Genomic DNA, 19269 nt, shown 5'->3' on the forward strand with positions numbered 1-19269 from the left:
TCCGGCTTTCTGCAACTGCGAGAATCGCGTCGATCTGCGGGCAATTTACAGCGAAAACCCTTCGATTGACCGCGGCGGATTGTCAATTTTGACTTCGGCGTGTATCCTTTGCGTCAAAAATCCAACCAATGTTGCTTGGCTATTTTTGCCGCAGAAATCGTCACAACGCTACTTTTCAGCCATCTACTTTTTAACAAGCAGAACATATGAATCTTCAGACTGCTAGCATTGAACAGCTTGCCATCGACACGATCCGAACCCTGAGCATGGACGGGGTTCAGGCCGCTAATAGCGGTCATCCCGGAACTCCAATGGCACTGGCACCGGTCGCTTACCAGATTTGGAGTGAATTCCTGCGGTACGATCCAAACAATCCGTTGTGGCCTAACCGTGACCGGTTCATTTTGTCATGCGGTCACGCGTCGATGCTGCTGTACTCGCTGATTCACCTGAGCGGCATCAAGGCCGTTGATAAGAACGGCAAGGTTACCAGTCAACCATCCCTAACACTTGATAACCTCAAGAAGTTCCGCCAGATCGACAGCCCCTGTGCTGGTCACCCTGAATACAAATACGCGACTGGAATCGAAACAACGACTGGGCCATTAGGGCAGGGCGTTGGTAATTCTGTCGGAATGGCGATCGCCAGCAAGCATTTGGCAGCCAAATATAACAAGCCAAGTTCCACGCTGTTTGATTATAACGTCTACGCTCTATGCAGCGACGGCGATTTGATGGAAGGCGTCGCATGCGAAGCGGCATCGATCGCTGGGCATCTAAAGCTGAGCAACCTCTGCTGGATTTATGACGATAACGGTATCACCATCGAAGGCCACACAGAACTGGCATTTACTGAGAAGGTACCACTGCGATTTGAAGGCCTGGGTTGGAACGTCGTTTCTGTCTCCGACGCTAACGATTTAGAAGCGATGCGAGCGGCATTCGAGAACTTTTTGGCCACCGATGACAAGCCAACGTTGATCGTGCTCAAGAGCATCATCGGGTTCGGCTCACCCAACAAAGCGAATACGCACGGCGCTCACGGTGCTCCGCTTGGTGAAGACGAAATCAAGTTAACCAAAGCTGCTTATGGCTGGCCTGAGAATGAAAAGTTCCTCGTACCAAAGGAAGTGCCTGAGCATTTCGCCTCGACGATGGGCAAGCGTGGCGCGGAAGCGTCGAAGGCTTGGGACCAAGTTTGGGCGGACTACAAGAAGAAGTTTGCCGAAGAAGCTGCCGATGTCGAGACGATCATCGACGCTAAACTGCCAAAAGACTGGGACGCAGGGCTTGCCGAATTTCCTGCCGATCCAAAGGGGCTGGCCACTCGAGTATCCTCTGGCAAAGTGCTGAACATGCTGGCTGCTCACGTGCCAGCGTTGATGGGTGGTTCTGCCGACTTGGCTCCTTCGACGATGACGACTATCAACACCGAGGCGAGTTTTGGACCAGGCAACTATGCCGGTCGCAACATGCATTTCGGTATTCGAGAACATGGCATGGCCTCGGCACTCAACGGTATGTCGTTGTGCGGACTGCGAGCCTACGGTGCGACCTTCTTTGTCTTTACCGACTACTGCCGACCAGCGATCCGGTTGAGCAGTATTATGCATCAAGGCGTTATCTATGTGATGACGCACGATTCCATCGGCTTGGGTGAAGACGGTCCAACGCATCAACCTGTCGAGCACTTGGCTGCGTGCCGTGCGATTCCTGGAGTCTACGTTTATCGTCCCGGCGATGCGAACGAAGTGCTCTACTCATATCGTGCTGCCATGCAGATGTCGGATCATCCAGCGGTCATGGTTTTGTCGCGTCAGAACCTGCCGACCTTCGATCGCACGAACATGGGCGCTGCGTCGGGTGCTGAAAAAGGCGGCTATGTATTGATTGACTGCGACGGTACGCCGGACGTAATTCTGATGGGAACTGGTAGCGAGTTGCCGATTTGCGTCGATGCGCACAAGTTGCTATCGGACTCGGGTGTAAAAGTTCGGGTCGTTTCGATTCCATGCTTTGAACTGTTTGCCGATCAGGACAAGTCTTATCGTGACAAGGTGTTGCCACCGAGCGTCACGGCCCGCGTCGCTTGCGAAGCTGGTATCCGCCAAGGCTGGGATACCTTTATTGGCGTCGATGGCAAGTTTGTTGGTATGACCGGCTTCGGAGCATCCGGACCTTTCAACAAACTGTACGATCACTTTAAGATTACACCGCAAGAGATCGTTGCGCAAGCAAAAGCAGCAATGAAGTAAGCTTCTTCTCGTTCCCAGGCTCCGCCTGGGAACGCGCTGCCTCTGAGGCTCCGCCTCTCTTCTCTCGCAACGGTTGACTGAGCAAAAGCGCAGGCGGAGCCTGCAGCGCAGTGGGTTACTAGGCAGAGCCTAGTAACCAGTAACTCTCTCGCTCCCAGCCCAGCCACATTCTCGTTCCCAGGCTCCGCCTGGGAACGCGCTGCCCCAGAGGCTCCGCCTCTCTTCTCTCGCAGCGGTTGACTAATCAAATGCGCAGGCAGAGCCTGCAGTGCAGTGGGTTACCAGGCAGAGCCTAGTAACCAGATTTATTGGAAATCGCGTGAGCGCGTAAGCAGGCCGGTGATCTTGTCGGTGATGTCCTCAATGCGGCCGACGACTACGTGAATCACTCCATTTCGATTCTCAAGGACGCCATGAACGATCCACGCATTGGACGTTCTTGCCACGTTGTAATGATTCTTCCAAGTCTCCGTATGGAAGACCAGATTAACGGTTCCGGTCTCGTCTTCGATCGTTACGAACGTGATACCCTTGGCTGTACCCGGTCGTTGCCGCAGCAGTATCAGACCTGCGACTCGCACAAACTTGCCGTGATGCAGCTGCGGCAGCTCGGCCGCGACCGTCACCCGTAACTTGCCAAGTTCCGCTCGAATAAACTGGATCGGATGGCCCTTCAGTGACACGCCCGTGGAATTGTAATCGGCGTATACTTCTTCGATTCGTCGCATCTTCTGAAGCTCCGGCGGCACATTCTCCTCACTATCCACCTCGGCCAACAATGGCGGCGTACTTCCGTGTTGCTCCTGTGCAAGAGATTGCCAGTACGCTGCGCGGCGGTGGCCAACAATGTTGTCGAGTGCACCAGCGTCAGCCAGTTGCGTCACGGTGCCTTGATTGCACTGCGAACGTTGAACCAAGTTGTTTAGATCGCTGTAAGGACCTCGCGCATTTCGCTCTTGCACGATCCGCATTGCTTCTTGTTGGCCAAGTCCACGTACCATGCGCATTCCCATGCGGACCGCAAACTGCTCGGCCATTCGTCGTCCGCCTGGCTTACGCGCAAACCCATGACGAATCGATTCCAGTGAACATTCCCAGTCGCTATGGTTAACATCGACGGGATGAACTGTGACGCCGTGCCGCTGAGCGTCTTGGACAAGTTGCGCCGGAGCGTAAAAGCCAAGTGGTTGACTGTTGAGGAGAGCTGCGAGAAAGATGTCGGGATAATGATGCTTGATCCAACACGACACATAAACGAGCAGTGCGAAGCTAGCGGCATGCGATTCTGGGAATCCGTACTCGCCAAAGCCGCGAATCTGCGTAAACACATGTTCGGCGAACTCTTGCGAAAGACCGTTGGCGAGCATACCATCGATAAGTTTGCGATGAAAGCGGTCGATAATGCCCGGACGTCGCCAAGCCGCCATCGCTCTTCGCAGTTGATCTGCTTCGCCGGGTGTAAATCCCGCCGCAACGACCGCCAGTTTCATCGCCTGTTCTTGGAAGATCGGCACACCTAGCGTCTTGGCCAGAGTCTGTCGTATGGCTTCCGTTGGGTATTCAGGCTGAATTCCCGACTCGCGTGCAAGCAGATACGGATGCACCATTTGACCTTGAATTGGACCAGGACGCACAATCGCGACTTCCACTACCAAATCGTAATAGCATCGTGGCTTCAATCTGGGCAACATGCTCATCTGAGCTCGGCTTTCGATCTGAAAGACGCCGACAGTGTCTGCTTTGCAGATCATGTCGTAGACTTCGGTATCAGCTTGCGGAATCGTCGCCATCGACAGATTCTTTTTGTAATGAACGTGCAGCAGGTCAAAGCTTCGATGAATTGCGGACAACATCCCCAACGCAAGGCAGTCGACTTTGAGGATACCGAGCGTATCAAGATCGTCCTTGTCCCACTGAATGACCGTCCTCCCATCCATTGAAGCGTTCTCAATCGGGCAGAGCTCGCACAACGGACCTTGAGTCATCACCATCCCGCCAACATGCTGCGACAGATGACGCGGGAAGCCGATAAGATTTTCGATCGTATAGATATATCGCTTTCCAACTTCAGAGTTGGGATCGATGCCGACTTGCCTCATTCGATCGCCAAGCGAATCTTCCGAAGAACGACCATCGATGATTTTTGAAAGAGCGTCGATCCGATCCAGCGATATGCCGAGCGCTTTGCCACACTCGCGAGCGGCAGATCGAGTCCGGTAAGTGACGATGGCTGCGGTCATGCCAGCTCGGTCCCGGCCATACTTTTCGTATATATACTGCAAGACTTCTTCGCGACGTTGGTGTTCGAAATCAATGTCAATATCGGGAGCTTCGTTGCGTTCGCGACTGATGAATCGTTCGAACAACAAGTCAAGCTCGTTGGGGTCAACGCTTGTCACTCCGAGACAGTAGCATGTAATGCTGTTGGCGGCAGAACCTCGGCCTTGGCACAAAATGTTTTTGGACCTGGCAAATCGAACCAAATCCCAGACGGTGAGGAAATAAGCTTCGTAATGTAGTTCCTCAATCAATTCGAATTCATGCCGCAACATTTCGATGACGCGGTCGGGCACTCCTTGCGGGTACCGCTGCTTTGCACCAGACCAAGTCAACTTCCGTAGGTAATCAATTGGTTTTTGACCATCAGGAGCCCATTCAGTCGGGTATTCGTATCGAAGGTCTTCCAGTGAGAAGCGGCACCGATCGGCAACTTCAACCGTTCGATTGATGGCCGCCGGATGGTCCTGATAGATTCGTGCGATCGTTTCGAGCCGACGAAGATGGTAGGTTGAATTAGAAGGTCGCTTTGTAGCAACATCGGCGACGGTGCAGCGATGTCGAATTGCGCACAGAACATCATGCAGAATCATCCGCTCGGCGATATGATACTGAGCGTTCCCGACGGCGAGCATCGGCAGTTTCGACTGCTGACATAGCCATGCAATGCGTGCGAGGTATTCGCGGTCGTCAGCGCCTTGATGCATGGAAGCGGCAACTGAACCGTTTGTGTTGAAGATGTTTTGAAATTCGTTGAGCCACTGCAGCCATATTGAATCGTCGCGTGGATAGAACTGTGCTGGTGGCAATGTACGTTTGAGTTCGAAGTGTTCGTCGCCGTACCATTGGCCTTGGGCAAGGTCGGTCGCTTGGGTTGCCGTAGCGCGGCGAGGTTGTTCGAGAACCATAGCCGCTTGCATGCCTTGCGCGTACGATGCAACGTCACTCCAGTAGATCAAGCACTCACCTTTCTTGGCGCGTGACCTTCCCAGAGTTAGGAGCCGGCAGAGTCTCCCATAAGCGGCTCGATCTTCGGGCCAGACGACAAGCGGCGGTCCGTCGACGGGACGAACTTCGCTACCTACGATAAATCGTAGACCGGCATCTTTCGCAGCCGTATGAGCTCGAACAATTCCAGCCAGCGAGTTGCGGTCTGTAACGGCGAGCCCTGCATAGCCAAGCTCCGCTGCTCGTTCAACTAATTCGTCTGCATGTGCCGCCCCCTCGAGAAACGAGAAGTTGCTTTTGCAGTAGAGTTCGACATATTGCATAACCAAATTTTAGTCGTCACGATCTGCTGCTGCCTAGAGCGCACAGCGTTGCTGGCCCGTTTTGCACACAGGTCGGCGCGTCGAATGTTGTTATTTGGTGATGCACTTTGCAAACGAGCCCCAAGCTTCATCCCAGCGGTCTGCGTTCTTCGGTTCGTATTCGCATAGCGGGATGGCGTTTCGCAACCAAGTTCTAGCTTCTACGATCGAACTATATTGGCCCGTTCCGATCGCTTGCATGATTGCATTGCCTACCGCGGTCGATTCGGCATGAGCGGTAATGACTTTACGTCGGGTGGCATCCGCCGTCATTTGGCACAGCAACGTGTTTTGTACGCCGCCCCCGATGATGTAAAGCGTCTCGAGCTCGTAGCCTAGCAATTGTTCCAGCCAGCCAAGGCAAACGCGATAGCGCATGGCTAAAGATTCGAGAATCAATCGCGTAAGTTCCCCCTCGCTATCCGGCGCAGTCTGACTCGTTTCCGTCAAGATTGCCAGGATCGCATTCGTCATATTCCCTGGGTTGATCAGTCGCGGATCGTCAAGATTGATGAATCGCGACAAGCTAGCCGCATCCGTCGCCTGCTCCATCATCGCTTGCCAAGTCGTATTGTGCCCCTTTCGCAGTAAGTCCTCGCGAACTTGCTGGAGTGGCCATAACCCAGCGATATTCTTGAGCAAGCGAACCGATCCGTCCGGGCCAGCTTCATTGGTAAAATTCAATTCGAGGCAACGGTCGCTAAGATTCGGACGATCGATTTCAACGCCCATGAGTGACCATGTTCCACTGCTGATATATCCCCAATTAGGAGCAGACTCTTTAAACCGGTCCACGGGAATCGCAATCACCGCCGAGGCCGTATCGTGCGTCGCTGGACAAATCACATCGATGTCTGGCAGGTCCGTCTGTTCGCGTACGATTCCTGAAAGGGTGCCAAGGTTTGTACCAGGCTGAGTTGTCTGGCAGAACCAATTCGAATCGAACTGCATGGCTTCGCAGATCTTCGTCGACCATTGCTGCGTAACAGGCTGCAGAATCTGAGTCGTCGAAGCGTTCGTTGCTTCGTTAACAATCTGCCCGCTCAGTAGCCAGTGAAGAAAATCTGGCACCATCAAAAATGACTTCGTACAATCCAACAGTTGCGGCTGCTCAATCCTCTGGGCTAGCAGTTGATACAACGTATTGATTTGCATGAATTGGATGCCCGTTTCCTCAAAGATCTCCGCCTTTGAAAGTCTTTGAAAAGCTTGATCCATCATGCCCGAGTTACGATTGTCGCGATAGCAATAACCCGGTCCAATAGGCATCTGTTTCCGGTCGAGCATCACATAGTCGACGCCCCAGGTATCGACCCCGACGCTCTTGATCAGTTCCTTGAAACGGGACGCGGCGGCCCGCATGCCTTGCTGGATTTCTTCCCATAACAACAAATGATTCCAGTAAAGACTGTTGCCGATCGGCAGCGGACGATTGTCGAACCGGTGCAAGACTTGAATGTCCAGTTCTTCCCCACTGCATGCGATTCCTAAAACGCGTCCGCTGGATGCTCCCAAGTCAATGGCAAGGTGAACTGGTTCGTTGGAAGTGCTCATTCAGACTCTATAATAGCTTTATCAGGTGGGAAAGATGGTTTGATCGACGCTGGGCAAGGGGGCAGGAAGCTTAGCACGATTTGACAGCGTTGGTCAGTTGCCTTGTTCTTCGCGAATCCAGGCTAACAGTACTGTGGCGACCTTACAAACGGACACACCACTACATTTGTTTGGCAGGTCCTCGGTTGTATGCCAATAGTTGATGCCGCGTCGGCCTCGAGCGGGATAGTCGAAATCGATAATGTCGCACGTTGGAATGTTCGCGATTTCATTTAACGGAAGGTGGTCGTCTCGAACTTCATGGCCAAGCTTCGCGATAAGGTTGGGGATTTTTTCTTCGGCCGCGATGCGCCAGATCTGTTCCGTCAACTCGCGTGCAAATCGAAACGAGTTTACTTCGTAGTAAAGTTCGAGTTGCTTGTCGGCAATCATGTCGGCGAGAACGCCCTTGCGATACTTGATGCCCTTTTCGGTATTCGCACGATAGTCGCGAGCGAAATAGGACGAGCCGATAAAATATTCGTCTTGCGGGCCATAAACTAACTCTTCAGCATCAAACAACACCAAATCGACTCCGATCTTTGGCGGAGAAACGGCGAACGAACTCGCCAGTTCGATCATCAAAGATGGGCCGCTAGCACCATCATTTGCACCCAAGAAGCGGCCCCGCGGATTGATGCGATCATTGTCAGGGAAGGGCCGTGTGTCATAATGGGCGCAAATCAATAAGCGTTCGCCTGTCTCAGGGCCAAAACGAACGATCATGTTTTTCATGTTTACCGTAGTGCCGTCTAACGGGTGTCGTCTGGCAAACTCTTGAAATTCAATCTTGCCGCCAAGCTTTGAGAACTCTTGACGCAACCAGTCTTGTTGAGCTTCCATGCCGCGAGTACCACTAACACGTGGGCCCAAGCTACATAATTTTTCGATCGTTCCGATCGCCCGTTTCGCATCCAACGGTTGCTGCGGTTTCCATTCTGCGGCCGCCCCGTTGCTCGACATGCGAAGCACCAGGAAACCTGCGGCTACCAGCAGCCCCGTTGCAATGCCAGCCAGAGCGAGCCAACCGCGACGTTTGCGAGTCGGGAACGTGTAAGGCTGAGACATCGGCTCGCCCGCTTCAGTAGTATTTTCGTCCATGTTTTTCAAAGATAAGGCAGTCGAACGGCAAGCGAGGAAACGCAACGAGCTTTTTCCGAAGATACTCGTCTACGTCATCATAAAAGATACGGCTCGGTTTATCGATGACACTTGGCCGAGATTCCTGTTTGAGCTGCCTATCCGTAGCTGACTTCGCCAGAAGCCGGTGACGTACTGGGAAGTTTTGCTGTTACGCGACGAGCACTGCTGGACGAGCCAGCAGTGGCACCCGTTTTCAGGAAATGGACTTGTTACTTATCTCAGGAATCGCACTCAGATGCGACCGCGTTCTAGGCGAACGCAGCTACGGGAAGATGTGGCAAACGCGCAGACCAAGCGCATCGTAGCTGGGTTCGCCTAGAAGCCGGTGACGTACTGGGAAGTTTTGCTGTTACGCGACGAGCACTGCTGGACGAGCCAGCAGTGGCACCCGTTTTCAGGACAAGTTCATATCACTTATTACAGGAATCGCACTCAGATGCGACCGCGTTCTAGGCGAACGCAGCTACGGGAAGATGTGGCAAACGCGCAGACCAAACGCATCGTAGCTGGCTTCGCCCAGAAGCCGGTGGCGTACTAGAAAGCCGGTATTTGCATTGTTTACAATCCAGCGAATCAGCTATGCTGCATGCATGGATGAGCTTAAACCTCTCAATACCAAGCCGGATACCATGCCAAACCGCAACCTCTTCGCAATAATCGCAGCATTCCAGATATGCTTTGCGGCCGTGTCACCATGCCGCCTATTCGCTCAGTTGAACGATATCGGCAAGTCTGCCACTACATTCGATTCTAGCAAATCTCTTCCCAACGTTCCGTTTCCGACGTTTGGCGGCAAGCAATTCTGGACCGATCATGTTTGGCGGAACGATTGGCGAATTCAACAAAACGAAGTTACCGGGCACTGGCGATTGATCGACCCTGAGAATTATCGCCAAGCGTGGGGAAGTCGCAATGCTTGCCAGTCAGCTCTTGATCGACTTGTTCGGCAAGAAACTGTGCAATCGAAGCGCGTCGTGTTGTTAGTCCACGGGCTCTTCCGGACGAGTGGTTGTATGAGCGATCTTTCAAAGACCTTTGCAAATGAGACCACGCTAAGACCGATTCGCTTCGAGTACGCAAGCACTCGCAATGACCTTGCCATGCATGCTGCAGCCTTGCGAGACGTGATCGCATCGCTACCAGGAGGTGACTGCGAAATTAATTTTGTCGCGCATAGCATGGGAAACATTGTCATCCGTCGAGCGATCTACGACTGGCAGCAGGCTGACGATCAAGCGACGCTCGCTCGCATCCGCAGCTTTGTAATGCTCGGCCCGCCGAATCAAGGGGCCGCAATTGCGAGGTCGCTCGGCAAGACCGGAGTTTTCGGTGTCGTAGCGGGTGAGGGAGCGATGCAACTTGGGCGCGACTGGGAATCGATCGAAGCGACACTTGCAACGCCACACTGTCCATTTGGGATTATCGCCGGCCGCATTGACGAAACGCGTCTTCGCAATCCGCTGGTCAACGAGGGCAGCGATTTCATTGTCAGTGTCGCCGAAACGCAACTTGATGCGGCTACCGATTCCCTCGAGGTCCCTGTGCTCCATTCCAGTCTGATGGACGATCGGAACGTTCAACAAGCCGTGCTACACTTTATTGACCATCATCGTTTTCCATCGTCAGCTCATCAATGAATTCTTTCTCCGCAGCGTTACCTGACTCGGAAACCATCGATTTCGAAAATTCTTTGCTTCGCCATCCTCCCCGCAGTGTTCGCCTGCACTCCGAGTTGGAGAACATAGCAGACTTGCCATTCGAACACAGCGTTGCGCCTTGGTATCCTCTTGCAAGAATCGTAACTGATTCCAACATCCGTCCCTCGCAGTTCTTGAACTATGCAACCGCGGACTACTATATTCAGGACGCTGGCTCATTGCTCGCCGTAGCGCTCGCTCAGGTGCAGCCCACGGACAATGTGTGCGATCTTTGCGCCGCTCCAGGCGGTAAGGCGTCGGCACTGCTAGAAAAGCTTGATGATCGCGGAATTTTGGTTGCGAACGAGCCGATTGCGTCACGCGTTTCCATCCTTCGTCATCAATTGGGACGGACAGGGAATCCGCGTTACGTTGTTGCAAATCAAGATCCCGAGCAGCTTCAAGAGCCCTTCGATGAATATTTCGACTTGATCATCGTCGATGCACCGTGCAGCGGCCAGACGTTGACGATCAAGGGGAAACGGAACGACGATGCTTTTTCTGCGAAACAGATCGAGCATTCGGCGCAACGCCAGCGTCGTATTCTGCGTTCAGCCATGAGCATGTTGCGCGTGGGCGGGCGACTCGTCTATTCGACGTGTACATATGCTGACGAAGAGAATGAATCACAAGTTGATTGGATGTGCGAACAGTTTCCTGGTGCGTTTCGTCCCATGCCGCTCGATTCGCTCGCTGCTTGGCAGTCGCCCTTGGGAGAAGCGTGCTATCGCTTGTGGCCTCATCGACATCCCTGTGCTGGGGCGTTCGCGGCTCGCGTTTTAAAAACCGCTAGCATTCCAAACGAAACAAGTAATCGTCGAAGTAAATCATCGCAATCGACCAAGTTGCAAAGGACGCGTCATCGTTCCGGCCAGACGCACCAATCTGCCGCGATGGACCCCGCCGCGCTCGGCCAATTTACAGGCATACATATGCTGGGTGATGAAGCCCATCTACGCGCAATTTCTTCTGACTCACCCGCTTTGGATCTATTGCGCAGTGGCCGAATCGGCGAAGAAGCGTTCCCCCTGCTGGCTAATCGCAAGGGTGACCAACTGCTACCGACGCAAGAACTCGCCCACTTGTCATCGGAGTATTTTCAACCACAACAAGCGTTGGAAGTGCCTGGCCATGTTGCCAAAGCGATCGTTACTGGCCAAGCGATCGCAAGGTCGAATGATTGGCAATTGGAGCCAGTCGTTTGCCTCATGCGTTGGAACGGTCGAGGTCTGGGATGGATGAAGCCTGTCGGAAATCGGCTTAACAGCATGTTGCCACCAATCGCCCGGCTTGATATCCAGTAAGCGGTGGTGGTTTTAACTATTGCGGCAAGGACCAGCCGACAGGTTGCGTCCAAGCTTGCTTTTTCTGGCCTTCCCAGGTCGGGTCATCGACCGAGTCAGAACTCGTGACCAGCGCTCGAACGTACAGTTCGTGTCCTTGGAAAGTGTACTCAGGGGCAAGGCCGTCGGCGCTTCCGACGACGATTCCAATTTCTTGCGGCAGAGGCAATTCCGCAGACTTCGCTGGCTTTAAGGTGGCAATAAAATTGGTCCTGTATTTGGCTGACTTTTCGCCATCGATCGATAGCTTCAATGTTTTCTGCGAGTCGACGAATTCGACGCTTGTTAAGACGACGCCACTTGATGCATAGAATCGTGCGTTCCGCATCTGTCGAATAAGATGTTCGGGTGTAAGAAATTCACTTTGAACCATGACCCATCCGCGACCAGGTCGAGCACCTTGTTCACCGTGATACTCGTGCGTATCATCGGTCGCAATACCCAACAACGGAGCGGCGTTGAGCTGCGTGAGCCGCATGGCATTTGCCAGATCCCAGATGCGTTCGACGCTTGGATGCTGGTCGTCGCCAAGATGGTTGACGCCTGGATGTCCGTTGAAGACTTCAAAAAACTGCTCGCTTACGACCGACGCGAGTTCTTCGGCGGTCACGGCATAGTGAAAGTTTGGATGATTTAAGTGCACCATCACGGTTCGGCCATCCTGAGCTGCTTGGTCCGTAACGGCCCGCAGGTTATGCTCGATGACCTCGCGAACAGAGTCGCCATTTAAAGGCTGAACCGCTTCGCGCAAATTGGTTGCATTCATGTGGATTGGCAGCTTGCCAGCCTGGGCGCTTATCTCCTCCGACGGTATCAAGATGAACCGGTCATGTTGTTCCAATAGGTATCGATATTCTTCAAGAGGCTTAAGCCGAACCAGCACCGAATCCGCTTCCTCTCGCGTCTCCACCCAAGATTTTCCGAACCGATCGAGGTACTTTGCGAACGCACGCATTTCGCTACGTTTCGCAACTTCTTCCATGGAGATCCAACGCATACCTTGATTGAGGGTATTGTGATCCGATATGGCGAGAAAATTGTAATCGTGTGACTTGTACCAATCGCAGATCATTTCGGGAAAGTCATCGCCGTCGCTCCATAGCGAATGTGTATGCAGATTCCCCTTCCACCATCGCAGCTTTGTCGCGGTCGCCTCTTGCTCAACTTCTTGTGCGATGCTCAAGGATAGTCCCACTACAGAAGCGACAGCCAAACCCACGATGGTTGCAAGTCGTGGTGCCATAAATATTCTCCAAGTTGCGTGTTGCTTAGTCCGTGTCTGACGTTACTAAGCTTAACAGAATTGGAGCCTATTGCAGCTAGATGCGTTGGCAACATAGGGGCTAAGCGGCCGGAATTCGGCGAGCTTGGCGCGGTGCGGCGTAGGCCATGTAGTAGATGTACAGTAGAACGGCGGTCCATACGAACGCAAAGCCGATCAGGCGTGGCAATTCCAGCGATTCTTTAAAAACAAACGCAGCAATTAAGAACTGCAGTGTAGGGCCGATGTACTGCAGAATTCCGATGGTGCTTAACGAAACCCGTTGGGCTGCGGTGGCGAAAAGGATCAGGGGCAACGTCGTAACGACTCCGCCGCCCATCAAAAGCAACCAGACTTTAAGAGTGCCTTGACCAAAATTCTGTTGCAACCCATTCGCGCCAATCCCGATCCATAGAAGGGCTGGGATAAACAGAACGCCGGTTTCCAGGCACATGCCGACAATCGGATTTAATGGCGCTCGCTTTTTGGTCAAACCATAGAAGGCAAATGACGAAGCCATAAGCAGGCTGACCCAAGGGAAACCGTGATTGCTGCTGGCCATTATGATTACGCCGATAGTGGCCACGACGATCGCCATCAACTGAGGGCGACTCAACCGTTCGTTTAAGACCACAACGCCTAACAATACGTTAAACAAGGGGCTGATGTAATAGCCCAATGAGGCTTCCAGGACGCGGTTGCTGCTGACCGCATAGAGAAAAGAGAACCAGTTGAGAGCGATGAGGATCGCTGCGATTGCGTAGGTCGTGATAATCTTGCGATCGAGAGTCGCCGTGATGACTTGGCGTGATTTACCAATTGCGGGGATTACAACCAGCATTAGCAGGAACGACCAAACGATGCGATGGCAGGCGAGCACTGCGGGCGGGATGTCGTCTAGCAATCGCCAGTAAAGCGGGAAAAAGCCCCACATCGCATGGGCGGCGATCACATAGTAATATCCAGATTGCATTTTAAACTGTATAAAGGGCGGCGGAGAGTTCTAGAGACTATATCCGAGCAGCGAAGGTTCAGGCAGTATCAATTTTGGACTCTGGCCAGCGGGACTTTGGTCCGATACTAGCGCTGCTGAAAAATTACCGGAAAGTGAATTGGGTTCGAGTGTTGGAGACAGTTGAGTCGAAAATTCTAAGCACGTGGCCAACAGAGCGATGGGCCGGAGTAACAGTGCTGGTTGCATGTAGCGGTGGAGCTGATTCAACTGCGTTGGCGGTTGCGCTTACGCGATTGGCTCCACCAAAAGTGACTCTGAACTTGGGCCATTTCAACCACGGACTGCGGGGTGATGCTTCCGATGGCGATCAAGACTTTGTCGAGCAGCTCGCAGGAACGTTGGGCGTTGGGTATCACTGCGAGCATGCGGGGCGGGAGGTTCGGGATGAAGCTTCACTGCGAAAGGACCGGTATGATTTCTTGACATCAACGGCGATGAAGATTGGGGCTCGGTATGTCGTGACCGGGCATACGGCGGACGATCAAGTGGAAACGGTGCTTCACCGTTGGTGCCGCGGAGCGGGGTTGCGGGGGCTGGCGGGGATTCAAGCGTTTCGGCCAGGTGACGGTGAGCTGGTTCTCGCACGACCCATGTTGACCGTGTGGCGTGACGAAGTGGTTGGCTATCTTGAAAAGTGCCAGCAAGCCTATCGCAATGACGCTTCGAACCAAACTAACGATTACACCAGAAATCGCATTCGGCAGTTGGTCGTGCCGAGTTTGCTTGAAAACGTCCATCCCGCCGCCAAACAAAATATTGCACAATCAGCGATGCAGCTGTCATCGGCTATAAAATTTATACAGTCGTTGGTGGACACTTTTGTGGAGGAATCAGTAGACCTAAAGACGTCGAAGGCATCGATCTCTATTTCGCATTTTCTCGGCCTGGATTCGTTCATCGCGGCTGAAGTATTGCGAACTGTGTGGGAGCGGCAAGGATGGTCGCAACGGGACATGACGGCTGAACACTGGGCTCGATTGTGCGATATAATCAAGCTGCCGAAGTTGCCTGCGGGGGAGCAAATGAATTTAGTTTTCCCTGGGAATATTCAGGTCTGGTTCGAAGATGACCGCGTGTCGTTGGGCTCACTCGCGAGATAAACTCCTTTCAAGTTCTTTTTGTGTGTGGATAGAAGGTTTCTTTGATGTCGGCGGATCAGGTAATCATTGCAGCGAATCCGAAGAGCGGCGCTCGATCGCGCGACGACTTGTTGGCATCCTTGTGTAATGAGCTCCGCGAGCGACAGCTGCAGCCAGTCGTGTGTACAGATTTAGCCGAGCTAGCGGAACGAATCACAGTGGGGCGAGCTCAAGGCAAACTGCGTGCTGTGGTCGCGGCGGGTGGAGACGGGACCGTGTCGGCTGTCGCGTCCAGAAGTGATGCGGAAGTTCCCATCGCGATTTTGCCGCTGGGCACCGAGAACTTGCTGTCAAAATATTTGGAATGCCGGTGCGATCCCGTTTGTGTTGCAGAGTCCATTCGAAAGTTGCAGACCAGACAGATTGATTGCGGTAGTGCCAATGGTCGGCTGTTTCTCGTGATGGTTGGCGTTGGCTTTGATGCAAGCGTGGTCCATGAGTTGGATTCTCGTCGTGAAGGGCACATTCGGCACTGGTCGTATGCCGTGCCGATATGGCGGACGGTAATGAGCTATAAATTTCCAAAGTTGAAAATCACGGCGAGCGGAGTAATGGAGGCCGAGCCGCAAACGACGACGATTAAGTCGGAAACAAAGTTGGGCTTGGATCAGGCGCGAGTTGGTCCGTTGGTCGTTCCGCCAGTTGGGGATGATGCGCGAGTAACTTGGGATGCTAGATGGGCGTTCATTGCCAATGTGCCTCGATATGCAGCAGGCCTGCCGATTGCGCCGTGGGCATTAAGCGACGATGGGCTTTTGGATATCTGCAGTTTCCGTAGCGGCGGCGTCATTCCGTCGTTGCGTTATTTGATGTATTTGGCGGTTAACAGGCATCGAACGCTAGCCGCCTTTCGAACAGTAGCAGCGAAGTCCGTGGTCATTGAGGCGGACACGGCGGTGTCGTACCAGATCGATGGCGATTATGGAGGCCAGCTTCCACTGACGATTGAAATCTTGCCAAAACGGCTAAATCTTGTGATGCCGGTTTCATGAGGGGAATGTGCGATGTCCGCTTATCGAAACCTCTTCAATTTGCTATACTTACGGCCGAAATTGAAACTGCGGAGCGAACGGAACTGCGAGTTCGTTTTTGAAAGCAAATTTGCTCGATTTTGAAGCAAAGATATCTACTTTCGACTTCAATTTTGGACTTTTCGTTAGATTTTTCAAGGAAATAGAGCTTGTCGACTATCCCGCCAGATGATGAGAACGGTATGAGCCCAGGTAGTGCTGGGGGCGATGATGGAAACGGCATTCCGCCGACGGACGATGCGGCAGACGCCGGGTTTACCGGTGGCGGTGGCGGTCGGATGATCGATATACCGATCGAAGACGAGTTGCGCGACAGTTACCTGACGTACGCGATGAGCGTTATCGTGTCGCGTGCATTGCCTGACGTCCGCGACGGTTTGAAGCCTTCGCAGCGACGCATCTTGGTCGCGATGAACGACTTGAACCTGACACCGGGGGCGTCGCGAGTTAAATGCGCGAAAATCTCCGGCGATACATCTGGTAACTATCACCCGCACGGTGAAGCAGTCATTTATCCCACGTTGGTGCGAATGGCGCAAGAATGGAATATGCGCCACGTTTTGATCGACAAGCAAGGTAACTTTGGCTCAATCGCTGGACTTCCCGCTGCTGCGATGCGATATACGGAAGCACGTTTGAGCCCCGCGTCGGCGTCCATGTTGGAAGACATCAAGCTCGATACGGTCGACTTTATTCCGACCTACGACGAACAGCGTACCGAACCCGTTGTATTGCCGAGCAAGTTTCCGAACTTGCTGGTCAATGGCGCAACAGGTATCGCCGTAGGCATGGCGACTAGTATTCCTCCGCATAATTTACGCGAAGTTTGTAATGCAATTATTCGCATCATCGACGAGCCCGAAGTGTCGATCGATGAGTTGATGGAGATCATTCCCGGCCCCGACTTCCCGACTGGCGGAACTATTTGTGGTCGAGCTGGCATCAAGCAAGCTTACCTGCGTGGCCGGTCGACGATTATTGTGCGTGCGCGGACATCGATCGAAGAGAAGAAAAATCGTTCACGGATCATCGTTCATGAAATTCCCTTTCAACAATTCCGAGATCGAGTAATCGAAAAGATCGCCGACCTTGTCCGCGGCGATAGAATCAAGGGCATTTCGTCGATTCGTGATGAAAGCGACTTGAAAGAACCTGTTCGGCTGGTAATCGATATCAAGCAAGGGCACGATCCAGAAGTCGTGCTCAACCAGTTGTATCAATTCTCGCCGCTGCAAGATACTTTCTCGATGATCTTCCTGGCGTTGGTGGACGGTAAACCGCGCGAGCTGAATATCAAGGAGATGTGCCAAGAGTATATCCGGCACCGAATTATCGTAATCCGTCGGCGCACTCAGTTCTTGCTGAATCGCGCCCGGAAACGCAAGCATGTGGTCGAAGGATTGTTGCTGGCGCTAGCGGATATCGATCACATCATTCAGATCATTCGCCGGTCTCGGACGCAAGCGGAAGCTAAAGAGCGCTTGATGGGCGTCGAAGTGCCGGCTGCGATGATGGCACGGGCGCTGGGCGAAGGCGGATATAAAGAATTTCAAGCAGACCGCGGCGAAGCGGAAGTCTATCGTCTGACCAGTATCCAGACCGACGCGATTCTACGCATGACGCTTGGTCAATTGGCTGGCCTGGAACAAGAAAAGCTCGCCAACGAGCATGCGGAATTGTTGAATGAAATCAACGGGTATTTGGACATATTGGCTAGCCCCGAGCGAATCTTGAATATGATTCGTCAGGATCTGGCTGACCTTGCGGACCGATTCGGGGATAATCGTCGAACATTCATCTCCGAAGAACAGCTCGGTGACTACAACATCGAAGATTTGATCACCGAAGAAACGATGGTGGTTACGATCTCGCATCGCGGTTACATCAAACGAATTCCTGCAACAACTTATCGCGCCCAGAAACGAGGCGGTAAGGGGATTGCTGGTGCCAAGTCCGAAGATGAAGATCCGATTGAGCATCTGTTTGTGGCGAGCTCGCATGCGTATTTGCTATTCTTTACCAATCAAGGCAAAGTTTACTGGCAAAAGATCTATGGCATTCCGCAGATGAGTCGCGAAAGTCGCGGACGTGCGATCGTTAATCTGTTGAATCTGACGCCTGATGAAAAGATTCTTGATTGCGTAGCGGTTCGTGATTTTAACTTGCCAGGCTACTTCTTGATGATGGCCACCAAGAATGGCGTTGTGAAGAAGACTGAACTGGAGGCATATAGCCGTCCCAAGAAGGGTGGCATCATTGCGATCAAGCTGCGTGAGGACGATGAACTGGTCGATGTGGTGTTAGTGAAGCCTAACGATCAGATCATCTTGTCGACAGCGGGTGGAATGGCTATTCGTTTCGCTGAAACTGACGCCCGTCCGATGGGCAGAAATACCTCTGGAGTTCGCGGTATTAAGCTTCGCAAAGCGGACTTGGTAGTCGGAATGGTGGTCGCCGATCCGACTGCGACGCTGTTGACGGCTTGCGAGTTTGGGTATGGCAAGCGTACTTACTTTGGCCAAGGGGACGTGCTCGCTCCGCCGCCTGAAGAAGTCGTCGGCGAAAACGGAGAAGAAGTAATCGATGCGGTTGCTGCTGCCGAAGACGCCGAGCCGGAAGCAGAAGCGGAGACAGAAGATTCTAATTCTTCTAACCGTTACCGAACTCAACGACGTGGCGGTAAAGGCGTGATCGACATCAAGACGTCCAAGCGAAACGGCCAAGTGGTCGGGATCGTTCCGGTCGTTGACGGTGATGAACTCCTGTTGATGACGGCTCGCGGAAAGATTCAACGCATTGCTGCCAAGGATATTTCGGTCGTTGGCCGAAACACTCAAGGTGTTCGTATTATGAGTATGGATGAAGGCGATCGGCTGATTGCCATCGTCCGCGTTCCGGCAGACGAAAATGCGATTGTCGATGACTTGGTCGAGGGGGAGGTTGTCGAGGGCGAAGTGATTAGCTCGTCCGAAGATTCGGCGCCGACCTTGCCAGAAGTACAACCGGAAGAACCTGAATCGCCGGAATCAACCGAAGAATAAGCACGACCGCTATAACAAGCGATTAGACAATAACAGGCAGGTGCGAATGCATCTGCCTGTTGGCGTTTTTAGATCTGAAAGTTCGATCGACTTTGAATTTGCAAATCTGCTCAGATGATTTGCTTCCGTGCAAGCGTACGCCACACTTTAAAAAATCTGAGTGG

Annotated in this window: 11 protein-coding genes; 6 read left to right on the forward strand and 5 right to left on the reverse strand. The window is 52.9% G+C overall.

Going from position 1 to position 19269, the window contains the following annotated elements; translation table 11 throughout:
• Positions 1-206 precede the first annotated feature (206 nt).
• Positions 207-2255, forward strand: a complete 2049-nt coding sequence (gene tkt / locus SH451x_RS09640; RefSeq protein ID WP_479362245.1) for a transketolase — start codon at positions 207-209, stop codon at positions 2253-2255.
• Between the two features lie 305 nt (positions 2256-2560).
• Here tkt and SH451x_RS09645 read toward each other — a convergent pair whose 3' ends face one another.
• The 3 genes from SH451x_RS09645 to SH451x_RS09655 form a co-directional block, all read right to left on the reverse strand.
• Positions 2561-5803, reverse strand: coding sequence for an error-prone DNA polymerase (locus SH451x_RS09645; RefSeq protein ID WP_479362246.1), 3243 nt, complete (start codon positions 5801-5803; stop codon positions 2561-2563).
• Between the two features lie 90 nt (positions 5804-5893).
• On the reverse strand, positions 5894-7396 hold the full coding sequence (locus SH451x_RS09650) for a rhamnulokinase (protein WP_479362247.1): 1503 nt from the start codon (positions 7394-7396) through the stop codon (positions 5894-5896).
• 93 nt (positions 7397-7489) lie between these two features.
• On the reverse strand, positions 7490-8536 hold the full coding sequence (locus SH451x_RS09655; protein ID WP_479362248.1) for a M28 family peptidase: 1047 nt from the start codon (positions 8534-8536) through the stop codon (positions 7490-7492).
• Positions 8537-9207: 671 nt separating this feature from the next.
• Between SH451x_RS09655 and SH451x_RS09660 the strand changes: the two genes are divergently transcribed.
• Both SH451x_RS09660 and SH451x_RS09665 read left to right on the forward strand, forming a co-directional pair.
• Positions 9208-10215, forward strand: coding sequence for an esterase/lipase family protein (locus tag SH451x_RS09660; protein ID WP_479362249.1), 1008 nt, complete (start codon positions 9208-9210; stop codon positions 10213-10215).
• The gene (locus SH451x_RS09665) at positions 10212-11579 is read left to right on the forward strand and encodes an RsmB/NOP family class I SAM-dependent RNA methyltransferase (RefSeq protein WP_479362250.1); all 1368 of its coding nucleotides are present in this window, start codon (positions 10212-10214) and stop codon (positions 11577-11579) included. Before SH451x_RS09660 ends, SH451x_RS09665 begins: the two co-directional genes overlap by 4 nt.
• A gap of 16 nt (positions 11580-11595) precedes the next feature.
• On the opposite strand, the gene SH451x_RS09670 is transcribed toward SH451x_RS09665, so the two are convergent.
• The gene (locus tag SH451x_RS09670; RefSeq protein ID WP_479362251.1) at positions 11596-12861 is read right to left on the reverse strand and encodes a PHP domain-containing protein; all 1266 of its coding nucleotides are present in this window, start codon (positions 12859-12861) and stop codon (positions 11596-11598) included.
• Between the two features lie 100 nt (positions 12862-12961).
• Positions 12962-13852: an EamA family transporter RarD gene (gene rarD / locus SH451x_RS09675; RefSeq protein ID WP_479362252.1), complete on the reverse strand. Its 891-nt coding sequence runs from the start codon at positions 13850-13852 to the stop codon at positions 12962-12964.
• 134 nt (positions 13853-13986) lie between these two features.
• Here rarD and tilS point away from each other — a divergent pair, with 134 nt between their 5' ends.
• From tilS to gyrA, 3 genes are all read left to right on the forward strand, one after another.
• Positions 13987-14994: a tRNA lysidine(34) synthetase TilS gene (gene tilS, locus SH451x_RS09680; protein WP_479362253.1), complete on the forward strand. Its 1008-nt coding sequence runs from the start codon at positions 13987-13989 to the stop codon at positions 14992-14994.
• 44 nt (positions 14995-15038) lie between these two features.
• Positions 15039-16025, forward strand: coding sequence for a diacylglycerol/lipid kinase family protein (locus SH451x_RS09685; RefSeq protein ID WP_479362254.1), 987 nt, complete (start codon positions 15039-15041; stop codon positions 16023-16025).
• 221 nt (positions 16026-16246) lie between these two features.
• The gene (gene gyrA / locus SH451x_RS09690; RefSeq protein WP_479362897.1) at positions 16247-19105 is read left to right on the forward strand and encodes a DNA gyrase subunit A; all 2859 of its coding nucleotides are present in this window, start codon (positions 16247-16249) and stop codon (positions 19103-19105) included.
• Positions 19106-19269: the final 164 nt, after the last annotated feature.

This window comes from Njordella aestuarii, assembly GCF_056494165.1.